Genomic DNA, 24,811 nt, shown 5'->3' with positions numbered 1-24,811 from the left:
CCAATACTTTAGAGTGTGTAATTAAAAAAAGGGCCAACATGTATTATGTTGGCCCTCTTATATCTTTTATAAAAACTATTGATTATTGTTCTCTTCTTCTCTTAACGATACCCCAAGTGATGGCACCACCAAATAGTAGAATCGCAATAACTAAACTGATAATAGCCTTTTGATTGTCTTGAATAATTTCAGAAAGCGTTTTTATTTCTTCCTTCTTTAAAACAACACTTTCACTGTTATTGTCGGCTGTTTCGCCTGTTCTTACATTAGCAATTTCTTGAGAGTATGATTCTTTGAGTTCATCTGAAAGTAACCCTTTGATCATTTCTCTAAGCTTTGCGTTATCACAAACAAATCCACTACAACCGGCTTTGTTGTCTTTAATTAATTCGGCATGTAGTTTTGCAATGTCTTTCTTCACCGCATCTGAAGGTTTCCAATAACCTTTACGCACTGTTTCAAGCATCACTGCCGTCATTTCTTGTAAAGCATAAGGGTTCTTATTTTTGAAGAACTCTACTGTTCCTAAGTTTTTCTTATCCTTAACATAGATATCATAATATCCTTCCCAGATCTCTTTATCGATAGCGGCAGGTTTCATCACATTCCAACCATACGTATCTCTAAAGTTTTCTGCAAAGACTTCTGCAGCCGATTCACCTTCTTCCATTTGTGCTTTGATGTATTTCGGGTTAAAGAGCTGTGTTCTTGTTTCTGACCAGATAGCTTCTTTCAATCCTTGAACGGTAGGGTCGTATTTATTTCTGAAATCATTAAAATAACCATCAGGATCTTTACCCGTTGTTACTCTAACACTTGCGGTAATACCTCCCATGAATTCATACACATGATCTAATGAAATAGGACCCGTAACATTAGAAGATCTAGGGTGAACAACCACTTCAGTATTTTCGAGCATTGTTTCGAACATACCTTCTCTAAATTCTGACCAGCTTCCTTCTGCATACATTGAACCCATGTTTTGAATATATCGTTCAGCAATTTCTTCTTCCGTTTCCCATTTGTCACCTTGTTCCACCAAGCCCATGATATTTGTACCATAGTTGCCGTTTACACCACCAAATACTCTAACAGTAGAAAACTTACGCGCTTCCGCAGGAGACATTCCTTTATCTTTCATTGAAGCTTCAGCTTGAGCCGTACCTTCTTTTACATAATTTCTATATTCACCATCATCTTCTGCTTCAGAAGCTAGTTTAATAGCTTTATTAATAAGATAAATTCTTGATGCTGCGATATCTCTAAACTGACCAGACGTTTGTACCACAACATCAATTCTTGGACGTTGAAGTTCACTCATAGGAATCAGCTTGACATCATAAACACGTCCTCTTTGGTTACGAACGGGCTCAACACCTAGCATGTACATGATCTGTCCAATGTTAAGACCTTGATTACGGATAAATTCACCACCCCAAAGAGAATAAGCAATCTTCTTAGGGTATTCACCATGTTTAGAAATATGTTTCTGTAAGATTTGTTCAGCCATATTTCTACCAATTTCGAAGGCTTCTTTTGTTGGCGTTACTTGCTCATTGATAGAGTAGAGGTTTTTACCTGTTGGTGTCGCCAATGGATTTGAAATAGGATCTCCACCAGAAGAAGGAGCAACGTATCCACCTTTTAAACCATTGAGTAAAGCACCAATCTCCATTTTTGGAGAAGCTTTAAGGTTTTCGTTGTACTCTTGAACAGCTTCAATGCTTTCTTGCATCATTAAAAGAGCAGCTAATAATTGCTTTTCTTCCATAGCAATCTCAAGAATTCTATTTTCTAGAATGGCAATATTGCTTTGCAATTGCTTCTGAGCTCCTTCACTTTTTAAGATGGCAATAATTGCGGTTAAGTTTGAATTAGAAGTCTCAGCAGCAATAATCGACGCTTTCTTATCTAAGATATATTGAATGTTACTGTTGACAGTTTTACTTTTCTTTCTGTCATATTTCGCAACAACATTTTTATAGTTTTTAGACTTATACGCAGATAAGAAATCATCAACATAAGTACCAGAAGAGATCTTTTTGATAATTCTACTATCAATACTAGAACGGTATCCTGCAATTCTGTTTTGCGTTTGTTCTTCGGCCAACCATTTTAATATCATTGTTCTTTTCTCCTCATTTTGTAGGTATTTTACCAACTTATTAAAGGTCTTATTATTAATGATATCTACTTGAGCTTGAATGTTCGCATCTAATTTACCCGCATTAGAAAACTTGTGTAAAGTGGCAGGGTCTAGCAATGAGGAGATTTCTTCAAATGACTCTTCATCTTTAATGATATCGATACCATAGGCCGTATTTCTTGATGCAGCAACATGCATTGTCCATCCTTTAGCAGCATCATCTGTTACCTTCTGAGGTTTCAATGAAGATTTTGGAACCATTTTATGAGTAACTGGGTTGTAAACCATTTCCTCTTTTGATTTTGAAGGAGCTTCTTTCTTCTTTTTCTTAGCATATGCACCACCATAATAATCAGAGATCACCGATGCTTTTGGAGCACCATATTCGTTCTCTAACTCCTCAATAGTATCAAAAGCTTTTGGTGTCATGATCTTTTGAGTAGTATACCCTTTATCCAATACATCAGTAATCATTCTAAGTGCAATATCATCATATCCTTCCTTACGAACTCCAGATGTTTTGTTGTATTTAGAAAGGTAAAATCCTTTTGTACCTGCAGTTTTATCTAGCTCTCTAATACTTTGGGTTAAAGGATCAACGGACATCATCTTCACTGTTTCATAAATTTCTTTATCAGAATATGAAACGCCGAATGTGTGTAATCCCATTGTAATTTTTTCTTTCCCTAAGTGATTGACATAGTTTTCAATTAACCCTGCTGTCTCATCACTCATTTCTTTTACCATTACTTTGGTAATACCAAGGTCTTTTTCAAGATCTAATGTATCTGCAAATGCTCTAATTTTATCTCTTAGGAGTTCTTTTACATCACCGTCAGGTACTGCATCGAAGTTGCCTAATACTCTCGAAATCTCATCCAACTCATCGTATAAGTCTGCTGTAGAATACGACTCTGTTAGGTGTGAAACCATAGTAGCATATGTTCTACGCTTCGCCATCATTGCTTCACCGATGTTGTCGATGGTATAAATGTATAAGTGAGGAATTGGTGTGATAAGTACTTCTGGCCAGTCCTTCTGTGAGAGTAATACCTGTTTCCAAGGAGTAAATTCAACACTACCATGTGTACCAAAGTGGATGATAGCATCTACCTTTTCTTTCATTCTTGGCCATAGGTAAGAAGCAATATAGGCATGTGGAGGTGCCTTCTTAACACCATGGATCGCCTTAAATTCATTGACTCCTAAGGCTGCACTTAAAACTGGTAATAATGATACATTACCAAATTGTACTCTAGGAATAGCAAGATACTTTTTACCGTCTTTAATAGTAGTATAATAATCTCCAGGAGCCTCTCCATAAGCGGCTTTTACTTCTGCATAACTCTCAGGATCCAGTTCTTGTTTACACCACGCATCATACTCTTCTGTAGAGATCCATGCAGGGTTACCTTCTTTTAAGAATTTATTGAATGTACCCTGAGCATATTCACCTAAAATAGGTCCTTCAGTATAGATTCGTTGTATAAAAGTGTCATAGTCTTTAGGTAGATCGCCAAGGTCATAGCCTTGAGCTTTCATCTGTGTTAGTACATTGAACATCGAAATACCTACTTCAAGTCCACCACCTACTAATGCATTCTGACCAGGTCCTTTGTAATAGAATATAGTTACTTTCTTATCCTTGTTCGCTTTATCTTTTAATGCCAACCATCTATCTGCAGTCTCACAAAACTTATTTATTCTACCAGGGATTGGTTTATAAGTATGAAAACCTTGCTTATTCATATATTCTGCAGCAACAGCAAAAGGTTGAATGGCACCATCGAGTTCAGGTACTACTACATTTTGCCCAAAAATAGAACCCGACATTCCTTGTTGGTCATTGTCCCACTCTTCATATGTTTGGTGTACAAGCTGAGGTGTAAGTAAAAGAATATCATTTTCTTTTAACCATTCTACCACATCATCTCCTTTTCTCATATCCAATCGACCATGTGGGAAGCTCATGACCATATTCGGTTGAAACTTCTTCAGGTTGGACAGTTTCTTATATCTTCCACTGATTGCAGCAACATTATAACCTCTAGCTTCCATATTGAGGATGATACTGTCTTGGTAAGATCTAAAAATTGTTTGAGGGTTAGCATTGATATTTAGAATAGCTACTCTTGGCTTACCTTCTTTGTAAAGTCCTTGTTCCTTGTAATATTTCCAATAATCGTCTAGGTCTTCAAAGGCAACATTCCCTATTCTATAAAATACATCCTTCGCATAAGTGATTGGATCTGTAATTTCATCTACAAATAATGATTGATCATCAAACACTTTACGAGAATAATTTAACCATCTCTTTACGTTTTCTGCACCATGGTTGTCAAAACATTTCATGATGTAGTCTAGATCGTCTCCAGCTATATTACTTAAATCATTTTCTTTACTGGTTGCGGATAGAACGTGTACCTTGCTTCCGTTTTCCATTGCCTTTTGTAGGTTGGCTTTTTGCTCAGAAGAAAGTGTAGAAATATGAAATAAATAGATAGCTGGGTAATCTGTAATCCCCGAAAAATCATCAGTTTTTAAATCTATTTGTTCTGGTTGAATAAACCAGTTATCATTGACTTTTGCCACTTCAGCCATTTGTGAATCTCTAAAATGGACTAAAGCAATTTTTGTTGGCATTAAGACCACTACATAAAAAATGATAAGTAATGTAGCGATTAATCCTCCAACTATGATGTAGGATTTTTTCATAATAATTAATTGAAAAAGAATAAAGTTTGTGTGTTAACTAAAAGTCTAATTGACTACGTGATATTAATCTTCTGGTATATAAATGATCTCTCCATTTTCCAGTTGATATGCAGTACCAATCTTTTTTCCTTGTCCTTTAGATGCTCCTGCTTTTTTATCACTTTTATATTTTTCGATCTTCTTCCCTTTCTTCTGAATGATCTCCATGTTCTCTTTTCCAGGATTCTTTACTATCGTAAAATCCTCACTACTCAACATTTCCGTCATTTGAAAGCGGGATACTAGTGCGACCATCAATGCTAAGGCAAATACCATTGCAATATCAAAGAGGTTGGCCATCCCTGATAGTGGATCTTCATCCTCACCACCATTCGTTAAAAATCGTCTTTTTCTCATGGTTTCAGGGAATTATCTTGTCGTTAATTTATGGATGTACTCTAGGTTGTTAAGGTCTTCAACAAACCATCTTTGCTTTACCAATTGTGTTACATATCCAATACCCCCTATGAAAATACCTACTACTGTTGTAGAGAAGGCCACCTGCATGTTTTGAGCCATGGAAGCAATATCACCAGAAGCTAGACCAGCTAGGGCAGGCCCCATTGGAATCAAAGTACCCATTAGGCCAATCATAGGACCAATACGACCAAGAGATTTAGAAGAGCTTAATTCTTTTTCTGAATACACTTCGAAATCAGCTAATGATTTTTCACTAACGACTTCATCGCCTTCAGCTTCAACGATTCTTTCTAGGTGAATAGAGAATTGTTTATTTCCTTTTAATGAGGTTAGGCTGTCTAACAAAGAGATGTCTTTATTGAGCTTACCAATCATCTCTTTTTGCTCTTTCGTATATTTTAATCTGTTAATGAACATACCAAAGAAGCCACCTAATAATAATAGTGATTTGACAAAACTAAAGAGTAGAATTGCGATTACTGGAATGAGTAACCCAGTTGAAATCCAATACAAAATGTTTGTTACACTAGTCATGTTTGTTTCTTACTTATTTTTATTTGAATAATATTTTCTTTCTCTTTTCATGTATAAGAATACTCCGATAGATGCGACGCTTATTACGGTAATTCCTGCTACAAGTATAGGTTGTACCTCTACCACTAGGTTGGAGAAAGGAACTTGAACACCTTTCACAATTAATGGTAAAAACATCGCCAATAAGATTTGGAGTAATGAAGTGAGCATCTTTAATTCTGCTCTTAAGTCCCATTCCGGTAAGATGAATTTCACAAATGCTACCGCCAAGTAAAGTAGGACACCTACACCGAGAGCAAAAGCGAACGCGATCAATAGAAATGGATATTCTTCAATATTTATGAAGCAATAACTTTGTAAAAAGAAGAGCCCCATTAGAAAAATAAAGGATGGGAAAATGGTAAACCATGATATGATTTTTTTCGCTCGTTTCTTGTAGTGTCCTTTGATCTGTAGCACAAAAAGTCCTATTAATAATATGGACTCAAAAATTTGTACTAATGCGATAAAAGAAACCAAATCACTTCTTCCTAATAGATTGCTAAGTGTTTGGTTGGTCACCTCTACACTATAAGGATAGTAGATAAGATTTACGATCATCAAAATTGAGATCGTGGTAAAAAATACTTTCTTTGATTCTGCTACCGATAAGTTGAGCACTGTAAATGCAGAAGCAATAGCAAAGAAAATGAATATGAAAATCCACATTATAAAAAGAGATTATGAAATACTTTTTATTGTGAGAAAATGAAATTGCTTTCGTTTTCAACACAGCCTGTATTATTTAATCGAAGGTGAATACGTAAAGACAAAATCATTGTAAAACCAGTTAAATTACTTCTGATCAGTTGTCTTTTTTAATAAAAAATTTCTACCAAAATCACTTTATGTGATTCTTATGGAAGTATTGAATTAGTATACTTATTGAAGTCTTGGTGATGTAATAATTGTTCTAAATGATAGATCTAGTTTGTTTGTCCATTATTGAGATAAGTAGATGTTTCTATAGTGTCTATTCATAAGAAGAAAGCCATCAACAAGAGTTTCAATATTTCATCTTCTAGTCTAAATAATTATTTAGACTGTTTATAAATAATGAGTGCAAATGTTGTTTTTATATTATGAGTGGCGTTATCGAAATCGGAAATAATAATATCGAATAAGGAAAATGACTTGATTTGAAGCCATATTTTTCAATCAGATTGATCAATGAGGGGGTTATTTTCAGTTATAGCAAAGAATATGAAGATACCTTGAAATAATAGGATTAAAATAAAAGAAGGCTATTCCTTTAGGTAAACCTTTTAAGAAATAGCCATCTTTTAATTATGAAATTGGACGTAATTATTCACTAATTATCAATTCAACAACTCCGGAGATATTATCATTTGTAGTATACCTTAGGATGTAGAAACCTGGTGAAAGTTGATTGACATAGAAAGTTTGATCAACCATTTCTTTAGAGTAAACAGTTCTACCTGTATAATCAGAAATGCTAACATTTACCCAACCATCAGTACGAACATGAATTTGTTTATCACCTCTTACAGGATTAGGGTAAAATAGTACTTCCTTTTTATCTAAATCGATACTCGTCACTTCTTCGGTTGTTTCGTCAGAAGGTTCAGTATCTTCTTCCGAAGTCTCTTCTTCATTTGTTTCTTCCGTCTCCTCTTCTTCTAACTCCTCTTCTGTTTCTTCTTCTATTGGAGTATTATAAACAATTGTCTGTACAGTATTCGTGATTACCGGATCATTGAAGTCGAAGTAAATTTGTGCAGTATTAAATATACTATCACCTTCACTAACGGTCGTTTTAGGTGTTAACTGATAGCGGATATATCCATGACTGTTTGGTTCATCATTAGTGCTATCAGGTAGAAGTATATTTTCAAAAGCAAATACAACCACACTGTCAGCATACCATACCGCATTGTAATCATGAGAGGCACTGACCACTTCAAAAGTCTCTAAATCTAATTTGTTCGATATAGTATCGAGGATATGAACATCAAATGCAGTATCTGTTCCTGTATTTTGGAAGCGCAATAAATATTCTATCGGTGTTCTATCTTCAATATGAGAAACGGTGATGGAGTCAATCGCTTGTTTGTCATTAGGATCAAAAGATCCCGTAACTTCAAAGGAAACTTTGTCAGTATTGTTCTCTGTATTATCATCTGAAAAATCTAATGCACTGATACTTGCCTCAGTTTCCACTTGTTCGCCTAATGCATCGAGAGCTGTTTTACCATATAAGTAGACTTTATTTATTTCTCCTACATTCAATTGATCGATGGTATAATAGATCTTATCATTGCTGACAACAAAACCACTTAAAGTATCTGCAATTTCAAAAGTTGGAGCATCCAATTCGATGATAATATCTTGTGCTTGTAGTGAACCATGATTGAGTACTTCGACAGCATAAATCATATTGAAACCTGGTCTAGCTCTAGTATGATAAGGTATACGTACCTGTAAATCATTGAACTCTTTATTGGCTTGTAGTGGTAAATCTTGAATGATTTGATCAGAATAATCAGTCGTACTAACTTCAAATGATTCAGGAACTACATCGAAATATTCAGGAGCAGAAATCGTTGCTGTATAAGTACCAGTATCACTTAATACGGCATAATAATAACCTTCTTTATCTGTGGTGAATACTTGTTCGCCAGGGTTAAAAGTAATTTCTAATCCTTCAAAATTATTTTCACCCTCATCTTTGATTCCATTCTTATTGTAATCATAAAATACATTACCATAAACTGTCGGTTTAGTAGGACAATCATTTGTATTATTGTCAGGAAGACATAAAGTTAAACGTTCTAAGATACCAAAACCAGGTAATAAATTAGCGTATTCAACCAATGCTTCAGGGTAGTTAGCAATACATTGAATATCTGTATTGTTGATGTCTAAAACTTTAAGTTTATCTGGCAAACGAGATAAGCAGGTCATATTATTGTTATCCTGTACATATAGCGTAGTTAAACTATCAAGGTGAGAGATGTCTAAACTTGTTAAATCATTTTCTTGAAGCGATAGGTATGTGATTAATGGATTGTTAGATAAATCAAGTTCACTAATCATGTTTCCATGAGCATTGATTGAGAGTAAACTATCAAGATTCGATACATTTATATCCGTCAACTCATTATCACTAATAGACAGATACTGTAAGTTATTCAGGTCAGATAAATCTAAATTTCTTAGATTATTGTCCCATGCTCTAATATTATTTAGACTTATACAGCCTTCTAAAACCAAGGTATCCATTTCATTAAATGCACAACTTAAGCGTTCAAGCTTCTCAAGTCCTGATACGTTCAAACTATCCACACTATTGTATGACATACTTAATTCTTCCAATGTTGAAAGATGGCTCACATCAATATTTTCAAAACCATTGTGTGAAATTGAAATGTATTCTATACTTGGTAAAGCATCAAAAGTGTAATCACTTGGAAGGTTTGTATAAGATAGACTTAATCGTTCCAAGTTGGTTTGAGTAGATAAGTCAAGTTCACTGATATCTACTTTTGTGAGGTAGAGCGTTTCTAATTCCGTAAGGCCTGTCACATCAATACTTAGTAATGGATTACTACCAGCAGCCAACCATTTCAAATTTTTACAAGGGGTGGCATCTAGTGTCGATAGATTATTGTAATGAATGGCTAGGTATTCTAAGGAAGTTAGAATAGATAAATCTATCGTACTGAAATTATTAAAATGTATATCTAGAAACTTTAAGCCTTCTAAACCTGTGAAGTCAAAAGTATTTAAGTTTAGCTGTTCGATATCTAGTGTATCCAAGTGTGTTAGCCCCACAACATTCACAGCATTAAAATTATTGACAGAAGCATCCAAGTAGGTTAGATTTTCCATCATGGTAAAATCCATAGGAAAACCAGGGGCCTTGTGTGTATAATTATGTGATATATCTAGCCAAGTTAAATTTGTAAAGCTAGTGAGTCCTGTAAAATCATCAATACCTTTTTGGTACAGATTTAATTTAGTCACCGCTAAAGCTTCAGTTTCTTGAATAATACTATCACCATTTATATCATAACCTTGTTCAATGACAGAGTGTAAAAAGTTTTCATCTGGTATATTAATATCCTGAGAAAATAATAAGTGAGTTTGAATGATGAATAGAAGAGTAAATAATTTTTTCATAAGTCATTTAATAAAGTAGTTTGAAAGAGAAAAAAGTAGTTTGTTTTATCATCAAAAGATTGATCACAAAATTAAGTCCTAAACAAAACCGTTAGTAGTCTATAACGTGTTTTGAGTGTTATATACTCTTTCAAGAGAGAAGAAAATAGAGATTGTAAGATTTTGTCACATGGCTATCATGACAAAAGGAAGGGTAAATAGGTGAAAAAATAAATTGTTTAATAATAGGTTTTAGTGAATTAAATTCATGGATTATACTCTCCAAGGTGGGTTTAATCGGTTTTCCCCAGCAAAGTATAGAATCAATTGGTTGCCGTCCGGATCTTTTAGTCTTGCTTCTCTCCATAACCAAGATTTGTCATTAGGCATTTCCTCAAAAACGAACCCTTTAGCGAGAAACTCTTCTACTTTTTCATCTAAGTTTTCACTTTCAAAATAGACCCAAACACCATCACCTTGTGGTAGTTGATCGACTAAATGAATGGAAAAGGTGGTGCTACCTTCTGGACTTTCGAACCTTGCATAATGAGGTGGAGCATCTACGATAAGTTTCAATCCCAATTTTTGGTAAAATGGGATTGAAACAGACAAGTCCGAAGATGGAATTGTAATCTGATTTAAGTTCATTGAAAAATATATTTATTCTGTATATTCATTGATTAGACGTATCATTAATTCGTTTAGGTATTCTACGTCGTACTGACCCACACTTGGTATCAAATGATCATTGCCAATACCACTATCGTTGGTGATAAACACATAAGTTCCATTAGTAAGAATTGCCATATATCGTAAAAGAAATTCTGTGGGTTTATCGATACCACTTGCTGCAATGGGAATAATCTTTATCCCTTTTCTAGAAGCTTCTTGTATAGTATTTTTTATATCGTCAAGGATTTGTGAGTTTTCATGTGGAGGTGCATCAAGAAGTAAAAAAGCAATTCTCGTTTTAGCATTTTCTGACCATTGTAATTCGTTAATACTAAGATCCAAGGCGGTATGAACAGCCTCAGGGAAATCGCCCCCTCCGTCAGCTTCTTGTTGAGTGATAAACGCTATCGTTTCCGAAAGTTGATTGGTGAAATCGGATTTTCTGGTAACATATTCTTCTCCTTCATCTCTGTAAAAAACGGTTGAAGTATAGATATCCAGAGTCGAGTTGCTTTGCATTACATTTTCAATAACACTTTTTAGGTCTTCTTTTAAAAATTCCAATTCATCGTCCATTGAACCTGTAGCATCTACTATAAATGAAATCTCCACTCTATTTAAATCACTACTTTCAGATGTGATATTTATTTCATTGGCCCCTTCGTCAAATGGAATCAGTTGATGGGATAGCAACTCATCATTTACTTTTATCGAAAAACTATTAAATGTTGATTGGTATTGATACTCATAGGCCCCGAGCCATACTTCTGCATATCCATGATTATCCGTTTTGGAAGTCCAGAGTATTGTGTCATCCTTCAACAATTCTATTTTAGCATTGATAACAGGGGTAGAATTGTTGGTAACTAAGAACGAGAAACGGTTATTGGTGTTAATATTCCATTGAGCCGCTGCAATAGAAAATTCATCTTCCTGAAGAAGGTCGTTCCAAAATTCCCAATTCGATAAATCATTCCATTCTCCAGCAGTCACTAACCCAGATTGTGGCCCTCCTGTACTTCCGCCACTATCTTCTGCAGATTCGCTGAAGTCATCAGATCCAATGTCATAACTACCTTCTCCACAAGAGAAACAAAGTAGACAAAGAGAGAATAGAAGTACGCTTTTTAATTGTTTAAAAATACTTGTTGATTGCATGTTACTTTAATTAGTTTTTGGTTTGCTTTATGTAAAAATAGTAATCAAAGGTTATACCGAACAAGTATTTCTAATATTAAGCTTAGGTTATTAAAAAAGGGCTTAGAATGCTACTTCTAAACCCTCAGTTTCATTGATAATAAGTAATTTATGCTATAAAACTATGGATAGCATTATCAGCATTTTCTTGGAACTTAGAGTTATCTAAATCACTCCAAATAGTACCTTGGTCAATCATTTTACCAGTTAATACGTTTTTCTTACTGGCATAGAATTTACCACTTTTGTAGAAAGGATTATTTATACCTTCAACAAACCTTTGTGCACCACTTTCTAATGAATGGGATAACCCTAGCATCGGCATAATGAATTTCATCCCGATATGTTTTAGGAATATTCTCTTAATAAAGCTCAGATCATCCATTCCACCTGTTCCTCTAGTAGCCCCTGGACTCATACTTAGAAACTTGATGTTAGGGTGTTTTCTTGCCATTGAAGAAATCCATAGTGATCCTCCATATTTTATCCAGCCATAGATTTGAAAAGCATCAAAGTTGTTTCCAAACTTACTGCCATTAAATACAGAGATAAACTCTTCTGTACTTGATGTTTCTAAGTTAGGGCGTAGCATACCCATTTTCTTAATCCCTCTGGCAGCCTCTGAACTGGCAAAAAGGACCACGTTATTTAATTTGTTGGCCTTTAGTAATTCATCGACTAATACGACATGACCTAGTAAGTTGCTGGCTGTGAGTTCGGTTACTCCATCTTTGGTTAACCTTTCTGGGGTTTTACCTCCAGTTCCACCTGCATTCTCTATTAATGCATCTACAGTACCATTAAATTCTTGAATCGCTTTTCTGACGGTTTCTGGTTGGGAAACATCCATAATGATGATTTCAAATATATCTCTTCCTGTACTTTCGATCAGTTCTTTTTTTGCTACTTCGGCTTTAACTATACTTCTACATGCCAGATAGATTTTTTCAGTTTCTTGGAGTAAGGCTAATTGTCTTGCGGTTTCTTTTCCAATACCAGAATTAGCACCGGTGATCATAATTGTTTTATTCATCGTTCTAGAGCTTTTGATAATTAATGAGTAGATGTTGATTTATTTTTATAAACACTGAAAAGTGTTACTCCGATAATACCTAATACAAGTTCGAGCACTGTCGCTTTTACTATTCCATCGGAAGGGAAACCATCTAATGCAATACTTAAAACACGGCCTAGGCCTAAGGATAAGAAGAGAGTGAAAACAGAGATAATGGCTGGTTTTCTAATGGACTCTTTGAAAACTCCAATGCTACTAAAAAAGGCTGTAGCAATCAGTAACATACCAAATGATCGAACATCATTTAAAGCACTAGGATTTCCAGCTAAAATAATTCCTTCATTTGCTTTGATCTCGATAGGATTGAAAGAAGTGAGTGCTCCAATGATAGAGAGTAATATACCAGAGAGTAGTAAGTATACTTTTAACGTCTTTGAATTTTTCATGACTTTGTTTTATTAATTAGTACACAACAAATGTCTCTGAAAATTCAAAGGATCTTTTTACAGTTTAGTTCAAGAACTTCTCATTTTAGTTCATTCGAAATTCTGATGGAGATTGCCCTAGTTCTGCAGTAAAGTTTCTATTAAACGTAGCTAAAGAATCAAACCCAACATCATACGCAATATCAGAAATTCTCTCTTTTGTAGACTTCAGTAGTTCAGCCGCCCTTTCTACTTTTTTTCTATTGATATATTTCTTAGGGCTTTCGTTAAATACTTCCTTAAATTTTCTTTTGAAAGAGGAAATACTCAAGTGGGTTAATAAAGCCAATTCATCAAGGGAAAGATTGGCGTAGAGGTTTTGTTGAATGACCTTCTTAAAATCAATATCGTTGGGTTGAAAAAGAGCAGATAGAAAGTCTAATTCAGAAGGAGCATTTTGTGATTTATATATTAATTGGATAAACTCTTTTAGTTTAGTTTTTATGATCCCTTCGTCTGCTAAATCAGGGTTCTCTAATAGGATGTCTATACTCTGTCTGAAGTTGTCTAATAGCAAATCAACTTGAACTTGTTTAATATTGTAATCTACTTTATGTTGAGAAGAGGATACATCAAATTCAAAAAGATCTTTAATTAGGGAAGGGTATAGAAAAATGCCTACAGATTCGATACCGTCTGTACACTTCGACTGATCTTTGACAGGTTCAAAAAAGTAATTAAGACATTTTGCAATCATAGCCTGATCTTTATTTAAAGTCAGGTATTCCTCAGGTGAGCGAACAGCAACAGCTCCTCTATTGACAAACATAAAGCAGGCTTCGTCTTCTACAAATTGCTTTAATGTACGATCGAAAGAAGGCATAGAAAGCTTCATAAAAACAATACGATCTTTGTATTTAATTGCCTTTTCTTTGAATTCCATGTTCGTAATGCTGTTAATTTAAACTAAGAGTTATGATATGAATTGGATGTCAAAATCAATACAATTTAGATATAAAAGAATGTGTTTGTCAATAGAGGATAAGTTTTTTGTATCACAGAGATTACATTTTGACCATTTTCACAATAGAGTATGTTCGTAATACTTTTTCTCCACTTTTATTTTTTACCTCATCCGATTCTTTCGTTACTTCGGTAATGACTAAGTTTAAAGGCTTAATTAGTTCTTGAATGTCTTTCACTTCATAGAGTGTAAACTTATCTCCTACAAAAGGTAATTTTTTCATGAAAGATCGATGTGCAAAAGTTAAGATAAATTGTCCACCCACTTTTAAGCTATTTTCTATACTTTCTAAAACAGCTAAGGGTTCTTCCCAGAAATAGATGGAGTTAACACTTAATACTCTATCAAAATGATTTTCTGGAAATGGTATATACTTCCCATCGTAAAGTCTAAACTCTGCTTGTTTGGTGATATTTATCCTTTGGGCCTCAATCCACATGGTTTTTGATACTTCCAAACCAAAGTAATAAACATCCTCAGCGGCATCAATAATTAAATTAAGATGCCCACAGTTACCATGACCTAATTCTAAAACAGTATTTTCATCTTGTATGTCAAGTTCGCGGATCGAACTTTTAGTCATTGGAATATTCGATTCGTTCATCAAGTTACCCACTTCAATACCATTGTCACCTTCTGGACAACTGAGTTGGGCTTCTAATTCTTTTAGTTCTTCTTCTGTTAATTTTCTTTCCATAAGTTAGAGATGTGTTATAAGGTTTATAGTGTGATAAGTAATAGGACTGAAAAAATAAAAGGGGAAAGGAAGAATAAACAACTTAAACTTCCAGCAAGTACAAACCTAAGTTTATCACTTGTTGTTGGTTGATAATTCACTTTCTCTTCGTGGTTTGTAATTTGCTTTACTTCTTTCAGAGACATGTTCAATAGTTCTTCTTTTGGAATCTCCATTTTGAATAGACTTTTTGTAATTCTTCCTTTCATAAAAGCTTGATAAACTGACTTAGGGTAGATCAGAATACCAAAACCAAAAGCGAAAGAGGCAAACAACCAACCAGTAAGAAATCGCCCCATTCCAGTTGAAATTTCCCATGCAGACACAGAGACTTCTCCTTTCCAAGTGGTATCATAATCATTAATAATATGATTAACGTCGTGAAGATATATGATATCACTTCTCGATTTAAAATTGGGAAATGGGATCTTAAAAAAGCCAAATTCTAGCCATGCCCATTTTTCATGAATTCCACCATCTTCTCCAAATTCGGGATTATCGCCGTAAAATTTATCCAGGTGGTATTTAATAGATTGATTGTACATAAGATGAAGTTAGTTTTTTGCGTATTGAGTTATTTTAATTTACAACATGTTGTTGATGAGAACTTAAGTATAATATTGTCACTATTTTTTTTAGAATTGAAATTATTGGACAATTATTTTGGTTGAAATCCTTACGATGAAAGAAAAATGTCACCAACCACTTCTTATTAATTGAAGTAGTTGATGACATATAATAATTTTTCACAAGTGACCTTACTCCATATTCGATAATATCCAGTCGTATGAAGAAGAAACTCTTATAAATATACTGATGTCTCCATAATCACCGTCGGTGTGGTTGGGAATAGGGTTAGTGACACCACCCGCTAAAACGCCAGCAAGTTTCCATACGCCATTGTCTTTGACAAATAAAGGTCCTCCACTATCCCCTTTAACAGTAGCTCCCTCATAATCTAAGGCGGATGCACTACTAGCTCCTGTTCCAAGTTGGTCTTCAAAACCTCCAATATGATCATCACCTAAGGAGTTGATAGTACCATTGGGGTTGTCGAAGTCAAAAGCTAAAATACCTCCAGTGTAGGTAGTACCGTTTAATGAAGTCTGAAATCCATCGACTTTGCGGTCTAATGTATTACTCATTGCATGTTTCTTGGAGTCCGAGTTTTTATCTTGGCCTGCTTGTTCAGAGTAATCACCAAAGCCACAGAACCAAACTGTACTTTCTAAGCTTTCGGTACCATCATCAAAGAGGAGTACAGGAGTGATATTTTGAACGGGTGAGGAGAGTTTTATCAGGCATAAGTCATTAGCATGACTGTATTCTTGGTTTCCTGCTAACCATGTAGGATGCAGAATCATTTCTGTTACTGAATAAACTGCATCGGGGTTATTCGGATCATTCCCTATTTTAACCTTAATGCCTTCTAGGGGAGCGGGAGAACTCTGCTCATTTGCATCATAAAAATTATGTCCTGCTGTTAATACCCATTCTGTATCAATCAATGTTCCTGAAGCGGTATAATCTTCGTTACTGCTTCCGTCTAAGCTATAACTGAAATTAACAACGGCATCAAAATTTGGTAAACTGGTATCATTGCTTTTAGCTACATTTTCATAATCTGATAAATCTTTATCATGTCGTATTCCAAAGGTTGAAACTTCATCACTATCATTTGAGGTTTCGACTTCATCATTATTACAGGAAATAATAATAGTAGCAAACAATAAAGAAAATAGGAGTGTTTTTTTATTCATAGGTTTTAACTTTTGAATAGAGAGTAATTAGGTTTTAACTTCTAAATATACGCAACAACCCAACCGATCAATTGTATCAGAAAGTAAAAAATCAATAAATCGGTTGATTGTGCTATTTTTTATTTATAAGATATAATGTATTAATAGTGAGTGTTTTGAGGGGTTCTATTCCTCTAGCCCTTTCTTATTTTATCGACATTATTATTCATTAGGTGTCTAATGAAATATCTGTATATCCATCTTTTTATGACCCCAAGTTCTTGTTGATGTGATTTATAAAATTCATCAGGGGTATTATATAAACCAAAGTCATGGTGAATTCCTTTTTTCTGAATGTAGGTGTCATTCATGTTCCATTCAATTTGCGGAGATTGAAATTGATCAGTGTAAGCACCATAGCCACAAAAGGTCTCTTTGCAATCCTGAAATTTATTTTGTAATGCGTTGAGGTACTTTTGGTCTAGAATAAGTCCTTCTAGATTATACCATTCATTTTGGAAGAGTACTTCAACCCAGCTATGTAATATAAAAGCTGGCGACATTTTGTACCATATTCCAGTAATGGCCCCTTTCTGTAAAGCTTTATGAATCGTAAATCCATGAATTCTATTCGGAATACCTACACCTCTCAGCAGAGCCATAAAAAGATTAGCTTTGGTATTGCATTGCCCATACCCATCTTTTAATACTTGAGAAGCACTGATATCATCGCTAGAGTTATAACCAAAAGCAATTTCATCTTTAACGAAATTGTATATTTCCTTGATTTTTTCCATATCAGATAGGTTTCTCCAACCTCTTTCTTCGGTGAGTGTTTCCAATGATTCAGCCTTAAAATCTAATATTTTAGAAGCGACTAGAAGATGATTGAACGTAGGATTTAGATCTAATTTTTGTTCCATTGTATTATTGTTTGATGATGAAACAAAAGTCAGTATTCAGACCGCATTAAACTTGAATAAACTGGCTGAAATGAAGAAAGTCTCGAGGACTAAAACCAAAGTTTTCTTTAAATACTCTACTAAAGTGAGCACTATCCGAAAAACCGGTTTGATGAGCAATTTCAGTAAATGTTTTAGTTCCTATCAAAGGCATTCCTACTAATATTTTATTCCATAATTGGGCTCTCCTGTAGGTAATACCTGTATTTTCTTTGAAAAGGTGAATAAATCGACTCTCAGATAGGTGAGAGTAATTAGCAATTTCTTCTAGAGAAACGATTCTATCAGCATGTTCATAAAGGTAATCTAAAGCGTTGCTTATTCTTAGATCACCATCATGAAGTGCTGTTTTACAATTGCACTCCATTGCTTGAATAGTAGAATTGACTTGTTCTATAAAGTCTGGAAAAGATGTTTTGTGATGAAGAATAGAAATGAGCTGATCAATGATTGTAGTATTGATTTCTTGTATGTCCTTCTTAAGGAAACGATTCCAGAAATGCCCTAATGCTGAGACAGGGTTAATAAGTAATATGAAATGATCAGACTTAGATAATACCTGATGTTTAATATTGGATTTTATAATAATGGCTTTCTGCGTGGTAAGATGATGAATTGGTGTATTTATGGTGATAGTTCCAGTGAGTGGAATACTTATCTGAAGAGCATAATGCTTATGGAATTGATTATTATCAAAACTTCCAATGAACCAACCAAAATCCTTTTCAACTTGTATGTGATTTATCATTTATCAGCACTTAGGTGAATTATTTTTGTATAGGTCTACCAAACTTCACCAAGCAATGCCATAAGTACTTGAGCATTTGCAATTCTTCATATTCGTTGCCTATTTCTAGTGCAGCCTTGCCCAGTAAAAATGGATTTAGTTTACCATTATGGCCAAATTGTTTAGCAAATTTAGGTACTTCTGGGCCTCTGAAATTATTCGGAAATTCGTCTACTCCTAACTCTAAACCGGAGTTCCAATGTAGCTGAATCTTATATTTTTGACTCAATGCCATCAATGTATTACCTACTTTAGTATTGAAAAATGAATAATCTACAATTAGTTCTGAGACATCTTTTTCCAATGAAATTTCTCCATGAATTTGTGCTTCAATATAGAAATCTAGGTTCTGAGAAAACGGCCTCAACGATTTTTGATTAATAGTGTTGAGGTATATCTGATTAATGAGTGTAATAAACTCCAAAGTGGTAATATTATTTTCTCCCAAAGCACTTTCTCTAGTAGATAAGTCATTGAAAAGTGCTGAAATAATTGGTTCAATATGTTGTATTGTCCCTACTTCTTTAGGAGAAGCATAGGTATCTCCGTAAGTAAAAGTAGTTCTTTGATTTACCTCCGGATGAAGTACAAAGTAACAAGAGCCGAATCTAGGGGCAGGACCACTTTCAGAGTGGGTTAGATGAAGTGCACCATATTTAGCTCGTTCTTTTGGTTCGGAATGAGTATATGCTCCTTTAAAAATATCGTCTTCCCATTCATTACGTAATCCACCAAGATGTGCGGAAACACTACCTGAAGATATATTGGTCTCAAATTGATTTTTATAGACACCTGATGACAGTAAACCTTCTGTAATGGTATTTCCTTGATTGCTTATTCGATCAGGATGAAAATGAAGTGCTACCGGCGCATTTTTTATAAGGTTTGCATAAAATTGGACATAGAGATCCATATCAATATTGGATTGATATAGAATCATATCAATCAGCTCTTGTGATTTTTCTTTCATCATTAAAGCTGTCTTTGATACATTTTCTATCGCCTGTAGTTGACTTGATGTGAGCATGACAAGAAGTTCCTTTTGTTTCCTAAAAGTTCATCTCAAATAAAGATATTACTTTTTCCCGAAAGAAAAGAGTAACTCATCATGCTCAATGATTATCGCTTAAATCAATTATGAAAAATTAAAATCCATTACTTTATTTTGGAGATAGTTTTTAATTGCATGACAAATTAGATATGGAATGCTAATCACAGAAACTAATCCGCCTACCGTATAAATATTTAAGAACTTTACTGCCAATGTAAAGATGTACACAGAGAGGATAATAGCTGCTATAGCAAAGAAAATGGTCGAAAAACCAATGATTTTCTGATTGACTTCTGCTTTAATGGAATCAATGGTATTAATCGATTGTGTTTTACAGCAATTGCAGCTTAAAATGATAGAATTTGAATTTTGTGTTTCAAATTTCTTTGTCAAATCGGATCGTTTTTTTACGGATGCCGAGAAATTGATTTCAGCTTTACAGTTTGAACAATAGGTATAAAGTTTCATAAGAATAGTATAGTTTGCTTAAGTAGAGTAACAATTCTAACGGTTAAAAGCAAGATTACGGTATTAACTTATAAACCGTTAAAATTGTTATAGTAAATATACCAAACTTTGGTCAAGTTTCTCCAAGTAAGCACACTGATTTATAGTACTATTTTGCAATTTTTATGATTACTTTTCCCTTAGTTCTAGATTTCTCTAAATACTGATGAGCAGGGATAATATCATCGAGCAAGTATTCTTTATCTATGTTTACTTTTAGTTTATTTTCCTCCATAAGATGTATCAGGCTTTGTAGGGCGTTTTTGTTTGGTTGTACTGCAACAAACTTTGCCTTTTGATATCGCAATAGCTCAAATACCATTGTTTTGGAAGGAGTAGTGCCGATATAAATGCCATTGGTTCCTAGTAAATGTTTTGTTTTTTTGTAAGATGAATTGAACACTACATCGAAGATGATATCAAATTGAGCCTCTTTATCTAGAAAGTTTTCTTCTTGGTAACTGATTACAGTATCTGCACCCATCTGAGTACAAAATGTCAAATTTTTACTACTTGAGACACTAGTTACATGTGCACCATATGCTTTTGCGATTTGGATTGCAAAATGTCCCACTCCACTACTTCCGCCATTGATCAGGACTTTATCTCCTTTTTTAAGATTTCCTAGTTCCATCAATGCCATCCAGGCAGTGGTACCTGCCATAGGAATTCCCGCGGCTTGATTTAATTGTATTCCCTTTGGAATCTTCACAAACTCTTTTGTATTAACGACAAGGTATTCGCTTAAAGCACCTCCATCAAAATTACCAAGTTGCCCGATCACTTGGTCTCCAATAGAAAATTCAGAGACATCCTTAGATTTGTCTTCAATAATACCTACAACATCAAACCCCTGTTTTGTTTTAGGTTTAAATAAGCCCGTAAATAGTTTGAAGTGACCTTTTCTATTTTTCCAGTCAATGGCATTTAAAGAAGAGTAGGAGACTTTAATAAGCATCGAGTTTCTCCTCTTTAAAGCAGGTCTGTCTTTGTGCTCTACTTTTAGCACATCACTGTTTCCGTACTGATTATATACAACTTGTTTCATTACTCTTGATTTTTTTTCAAATGTAGAGTAAATGGGAAGTATAGTTCTTGGTCTATACCAACTATTGTATGGGTACTTTATTTATGAGTTTCGAGAAGTTAGTAGGATTGATACTTAGAAAATTGGCAATATCTTTTTGTGGAATATGATGTATTAGTTGAGCATTCTTATTCATAAAATCTTTGTACTTCTCTTCTATAGTTAACGAAGTTTGTTTGATAAATCGATCAGTTATATTATTAACTAAACCCATTAATGCTTCCATGAAAAATCGTTGTATATGTTGATGTTTCTCTGTATTGAGTATAAAATCTCGATAGGAGAGTCGATAGAATACACTATCGGTAATGCATTCAAAGTAATATTTCGAAGGTTTATTAGTGAGAAAAGATTCTGGAGCACAAGTGAAATGGTTGGGTTGTGTAAATGAAATAATACATTGTTTACCATCTACTACATAGTAAGCTTTTTGATACCCTGATAGGGTAAAATATAAATACTTATCAGTTCTATCAGGTTCTGATAAAATAGTTCCCTTGGGAATAGAAATGGTCTCCCAATACGAAATAAAGTCATCGACTATTGCCTCGGGAATACTGTATGTTTTGATGATAGATTTTTTTAGTTCTTCCATTTGTTAGTAGTGATCTCTACACAAAAATAGCTTGAAAAGTTATTGAATCCATATGTCTTTACTTTTCAAGCTATTTTTTTAGTAAGAATCTTCCCTGGTTATTTATTCAAATAATGTTGGAGCTTTTGCCAATTGGGTAGGTATAAATATCAATGCTTTTTCTTCTATTTTCGCAAAAGGTATTTCTATATCATTTTCTAGTTTGAACAATTCTACAGTCTCAGTCAATACCCCTTCCTCATAATTATAGTGCTGAGTAATACGGTAGGTATTATAAGGGGCAAAATAACTTATTCCTTCAGCTTCGAATTGTATTTTCTGTTCTCTAAATTCATGATCAGAATGTCCTTTTCCATTACCTAAAGAAGAATGTATTTCAGACCTAATCTGACTTCCTTCTTTATGGTAATCGATTTCAAAAAACATTGTCTGTTCTCTTTCTCCTGCTTTTCCATCGTAGTTGGGATGTACTCGGTGCATATTTTTTATTGACTTCCAAGTATTCGTATATCTTCTTTGTACTACCTCAAAAGCATAGTCATTTGCTGCATTTCTTATGTACTTACCATCTTGGAAAGTAAAAGCTTTCCCTTTTCCTACCCACACAATCGTGTAGTTATCATTAGTCGAAGGCAATGTTTCATTTAAAGGGACAATGATTTTGCTAGAAGTACCACATGATATGAATAAAGTTGTAAGGACCATAAGAAGAGAGAAGTGATGTCTCATTGTAAATACATTTTTAAGATGAATAATTATTATACCATAAAAGTATTTTCATGTGATGTCTTAAAAATTGATGTATGTTACAATCATACTTTAAAGAGTAATTTCTTTTCTTATTCGACTAAGACTCTCTCTTTCAATACCTAAATAAGAAGCTAAATGATAAAGTGGAATTTGTTCAATAAAAAAAGGGTAATCTTGTAGCATTTGTAAGTACCGTTCTTTTGCAGATAGAAATAAGAAAGATTCGAATCTATTGGTAGCAATAGCATAGACACTTTCAGCAATGATTCTCCCAAAGCGTTCCCAGTTTTTTGATTGATCATAAGCATTTGTCAACGTTTGAACCTCGAATGTAATTAGTTCACAATCTTCTAATGCTTGAATATTGTATCTGCTTGGACGACCTTTCAATAAATCTAAGTAGGATACAGCATAGTCATTCTCTAAGAAAAAATGGTTATTCACTTCTTTACCATCTTGTGATTGATAATAAAGACGTAAAACACCTTTTTCTATAAAAGCGATTTCATTTACGGGTTGATCTACTTGTAAAAGATATTCTCCTTTTTTTAGTGTTTTTTTCTTCAGATGAGGAGTAAATAACGCACATTCATCTTCTGAGAAATCAGTGATTTTTCTTATTTGAATTTTAAAGTTGTCAAGGTTCATTGTAAGCTTCGTACCTAGTTATTAGGATTGAAAAATAGATATTGTTATTAAAGTTACTATAGTTCATCCACTGATAGGTAGTAGAACAATGATTATTTCTACAATCTTTAAGATTAAACCTCCTGATCATCAAAATAATGTTCTAATAGAGCACTCATCTTTTCTTTGGTTAAAGGTTTATTCAAAAAGCCACTAATTTCCGCCATGTTTTCAGCTTTTTCCTTATCGTCGTGGTTAAACGAGGTAGTAACCATAATAATGACAATCTTAGCTCTATGGCTTTTATCCAAGCTTTTGTATTTTTCTAGAAACTCCCACCCATTCATTCTAGGCATATTGATATCTAGCATAATGAGATCTACATCATTAAAATGAGCATTTAAATGATTAAGGGCTTTTTGCCCATCAGTAGCAATGTGTATACTTTTGGCACAACCCATTTCATCCAAGATCATTTCGTTAAGGAAATTAGTTGCCTCGTCGTCGTCAACAAGTAGTATGTTTTTTGGTTGTTCTGTCATGGTATTAATTATATGGGTAAGTTAAAGTAAAATGTACTTCCTTTATTTAATTCAGATTCTAACCATAATTTTCCATGGTGTAAATCGATAATTTTATTGCAATGGGCTAAACCAATACCTGTTCCTTCATACTCACTAGTTGTATGTAAGCGTTGGAAAATGGTGAATACCTTTTGTTTATGTTCTTCTGCGATACCAATACCATTATCTTGTACATAGAAGGTCCAAGATTTATCTTCTTTTTGTGCACTAATAGTGATTTGAGGTGGATGCCCTTCTCTTCTAAATTTGATGGCATTGGTCAGTAAATTCTGAAAGAGCATTCTTAACTCATTCTTATATCCATTAATAATAGGGAGTTCACCAATTGTGATTTTAGCATGTGATGTTTGAATTCTCTCATCAAGATCCATAATAATATCATTTAACATCACATTACAATCGATCTCCTCTTTTTCTCTATTTTTACCTAAGCGACCATAATCTAAAAGAGCTTTTACCAAAGCACTCATTCTTGCACTAGCTTGGTGAACATAGGTGAGACATTTTCGTCCCCGCTCATCTAAAACATCATAATATTTATCATTCAATACATTAGAAAAACTCATCACCGTATTTAGTGGTTCTTGGAGATCATGGCTTGCAATATATATAAACTGTTCTTGTTCTTTGTTTTTATGAATTAGCTTATTGGTATAGACTTTTTTTATGTCATTTAACTTTTTGTGTTTGATAACAATAAAATAAAGTACCCAAATGGACGCAATAGAAATCCCTCGATTAACAAAAGCCATCCATGTAGTATGGGAGTCAATCGTCAAAATTGGAATAACTGCAGTTAAAAAAGTGGATAATAGAGCAAGTTTTAAAGTGGTAGCAGTGTCTACTCTAATTAAAAGGGCAATACAACATACATAAAGAACACCTACAGCTACTCCTAATGGTATAATAAGGTCTATTATAAAAATAAGAATAATTAAAATAGTGCTCAGGTAAACAGGTCTTTTAAGCAAACGAATCATTATAGTACAGCAATATTACTATTTTTTTCTATGCTAATTATTGCTTTTGGAAATAGCT

The 24,811-nt window shown here is 34.0% G+C and carries 23 protein-coding genes; all 23 read right to left on the bottom strand.

Going from position 1 to position 24,811, the window contains the following annotated elements:
• Positions 1-82: 82 nt before the first annotated feature.
• The 23 genes from HGP29_RS09690 to HGP29_RS09580 all read right to left on the bottom strand — a co-directional run bounded on the left by HGP29_RS09690 (position 83) and on the right by HGP29_RS09580 (position 24,753).
• Positions 83-4,861, bottom strand: coding sequence for a cobaltochelatase subunit CobN (locus HGP29_RS09690; protein ID WP_168882198.1), 4,779 nt, complete (start codon positions 4,859-4,861; stop codon positions 83-85).
• Between the two features lie 63 nt (positions 4,862-4,924).
• On the bottom strand, positions 4,925-5,257 hold the full coding sequence (locus HGP29_RS09685) for a DUF2149 domain-containing protein (protein WP_168882197.1): 333 nt from the start codon (positions 5,255-5,257) through the stop codon (positions 4,925-4,927).
• A 12-nt stretch (positions 5,258-5,269) separates the two neighbouring features.
• On the bottom strand, positions 5,270-5,854 hold the full coding sequence (locus tag HGP29_RS09680) for a MotA/TolQ/ExbB proton channel family protein (protein WP_168882196.1): 585 nt from the start codon (positions 5,852-5,854) through the stop codon (positions 5,270-5,272).
• A 9-nt stretch (positions 5,855-5,863) separates the two neighbouring features.
• Positions 5,864-6,562, bottom strand: coding sequence for a hypothetical protein (locus HGP29_RS09675; protein ID WP_168882195.1), 699 nt, complete (start codon positions 6,560-6,562; stop codon positions 5,864-5,866).
• A 636-nt stretch (positions 6,563-7,198) separates the two neighbouring features.
• A complete protein-coding gene (locus tag HGP29_RS09670; protein ID WP_168882194.1) occupies positions 7,199-10,036 on the bottom strand; it encodes a DUF7619 domain-containing protein in 2,838 nt (945 codons plus the stop codon).
• Positions 10,037-10,288: 252 nt separating this feature from the next.
• The gene (locus tag HGP29_RS09665; protein WP_168882193.1) at positions 10,289-10,663 is read right to left on the bottom strand and encodes a VOC family protein; all 375 of its coding nucleotides are present in this window, start codon (positions 10,661-10,663) and stop codon (positions 10,289-10,291) included.
• A gap of 12 nt (positions 10,664-10,675) precedes the next feature.
• On the bottom strand, positions 10,676-11,845 hold the full coding sequence (locus HGP29_RS09660; protein ID WP_168882192.1) for a vWA domain-containing protein: 1,170 nt from the start codon (positions 11,843-11,845) through the stop codon (positions 10,676-10,678).
• 148 nt (positions 11,846-11,993) lie between these two features.
• Complete coding sequence (locus HGP29_RS09655; RefSeq protein ID WP_168882191.1) at positions 11,994-12,917, bottom strand: SDR family NAD(P)-dependent oxidoreductase; 924 nt, start codon at positions 12,915-12,917, stop codon at positions 11,994-11,996.
• A gap of 20 nt (positions 12,918-12,937) precedes the next feature.
• Positions 12,938-13,345 (bottom strand): DUF4345 domain-containing protein, encoded by a 408-nt coding sequence (locus HGP29_RS09650; protein ID WP_168882190.1) that lies wholly within the window; start codon positions 13,343-13,345, stop codon positions 12,938-12,940.
• 85 nt (positions 13,346-13,430) lie between these two features.
• Positions 13,431-14,267, bottom strand: coding sequence for a helix-turn-helix domain-containing protein (locus tag HGP29_RS09645; RefSeq protein WP_211093252.1), 837 nt, complete (start codon positions 14,265-14,267; stop codon positions 13,431-13,433).
• 121 nt (positions 14,268-14,388) lie between these two features.
• A complete protein-coding gene (locus HGP29_RS09640) occupies positions 14,389-15,045 on the bottom strand; it encodes a class I SAM-dependent methyltransferase (protein WP_168882189.1) in 657 nt (218 codons plus the stop codon).
• A gap of 23 nt (positions 15,046-15,068) precedes the next feature.
• Positions 15,069-15,629, bottom strand: a complete 561-nt coding sequence (locus HGP29_RS09635; RefSeq protein WP_168882188.1) for a hypothetical protein — start codon at positions 15,627-15,629, stop codon at positions 15,069-15,071.
• A 213-nt stretch (positions 15,630-15,842) separates the two neighbouring features.
• Positions 15,843-16,844: a S1 family peptidase gene (locus tag HGP29_RS09630; RefSeq protein ID WP_168882187.1), complete on the bottom strand. Its 1,002-nt coding sequence runs from the start codon at positions 16,842-16,844 to the stop codon at positions 15,843-15,845.
• A 173-nt stretch (positions 16,845-17,017) separates the two neighbouring features.
• A complete protein-coding gene (locus HGP29_RS09625) occupies positions 17,018-17,746 on the bottom strand; it encodes a transglutaminase-like domain-containing protein (protein WP_168882186.1) in 729 nt (242 codons plus the stop codon).
• Positions 17,747-17,792: 46 nt separating this feature from the next.
• Positions 17,793-18,533 (bottom strand): helix-turn-helix transcriptional regulator, encoded by a 741-nt coding sequence (locus HGP29_RS09620; protein WP_168882185.1) that lies wholly within the window; start codon positions 18,531-18,533, stop codon positions 17,793-17,795.
• A 19-nt stretch (positions 18,534-18,552) separates the two neighbouring features.
• Positions 18,553-19,599 carry a DUF3626 domain-containing protein gene (locus HGP29_RS09615; RefSeq protein ID WP_168882184.1) on the bottom strand — a complete coding sequence of 349 codons (1,047 nt, stop codon included), beginning with the start codon at positions 19,597-19,599 and terminating at the stop codon, positions 18,553-18,555.
• 108 nt (positions 19,600-19,707) lie between these two features.
• A complete protein-coding gene (locus HGP29_RS09610) occupies positions 19,708-20,016 on the bottom strand; it encodes a hypothetical protein (protein WP_211093251.1) in 309 nt (102 codons plus the stop codon).
• 223 nt (positions 20,017-20,239) lie between these two features.
• Complete coding sequence (locus HGP29_RS09605) at positions 20,240-21,178, bottom strand: NAD(P)-dependent alcohol dehydrogenase (protein ID WP_168882182.1); 939 nt, start codon at positions 21,176-21,178, stop codon at positions 20,240-20,242.
• Between the two features lie 61 nt (positions 21,179-21,239).
• Positions 21,240-21,812, bottom strand: coding sequence for a Crp/Fnr family transcriptional regulator (locus HGP29_RS09600; RefSeq protein WP_168882181.1), 573 nt, complete (start codon positions 21,810-21,812; stop codon positions 21,240-21,242).
• 102 nt (positions 21,813-21,914) lie between these two features.
• A complete protein-coding gene (locus HGP29_RS09595; RefSeq protein ID WP_235958290.1) occupies positions 21,915-22,541 on the bottom strand; it encodes a hypothetical protein in 627 nt (208 codons plus the stop codon).
• A gap of 90 nt (positions 22,542-22,631) precedes the next feature.
• Positions 22,632-23,210 carry a Crp/Fnr family transcriptional regulator gene (locus HGP29_RS09590; RefSeq protein ID WP_168882180.1) on the bottom strand — a complete coding sequence of 193 codons (579 nt, stop codon included), beginning with the start codon at positions 23,208-23,210 and terminating at the stop codon, positions 22,632-22,634.
• A gap of 113 nt (positions 23,211-23,323) precedes the next feature.
• Complete coding sequence (locus tag HGP29_RS09585) at positions 23,324-23,731, bottom strand: response regulator (protein ID WP_168882179.1); 408 nt, start codon at positions 23,729-23,731, stop codon at positions 23,324-23,326.
• Between the two features lie 8 nt (positions 23,732-23,739).
• A complete protein-coding gene (locus tag HGP29_RS09580; RefSeq protein ID WP_168882178.1) occupies positions 23,740-24,753 on the bottom strand; it encodes a sensor histidine kinase in 1,014 nt (337 codons plus the stop codon).
• Between the last annotated feature and the right edge of the window lie 58 nt (positions 24,754-24,811).

It is taken from the genome of Flammeovirga agarivorans, assembly GCF_012641475.1.
GTDB lineage: Bacteria > Bacteroidota > Bacteroidia > Cytophagales > Flammeovirgaceae > Flammeovirga > Flammeovirga agarivorans.
This window is presented reverse-complemented; position numbering and strand designations above follow the sequence as displayed.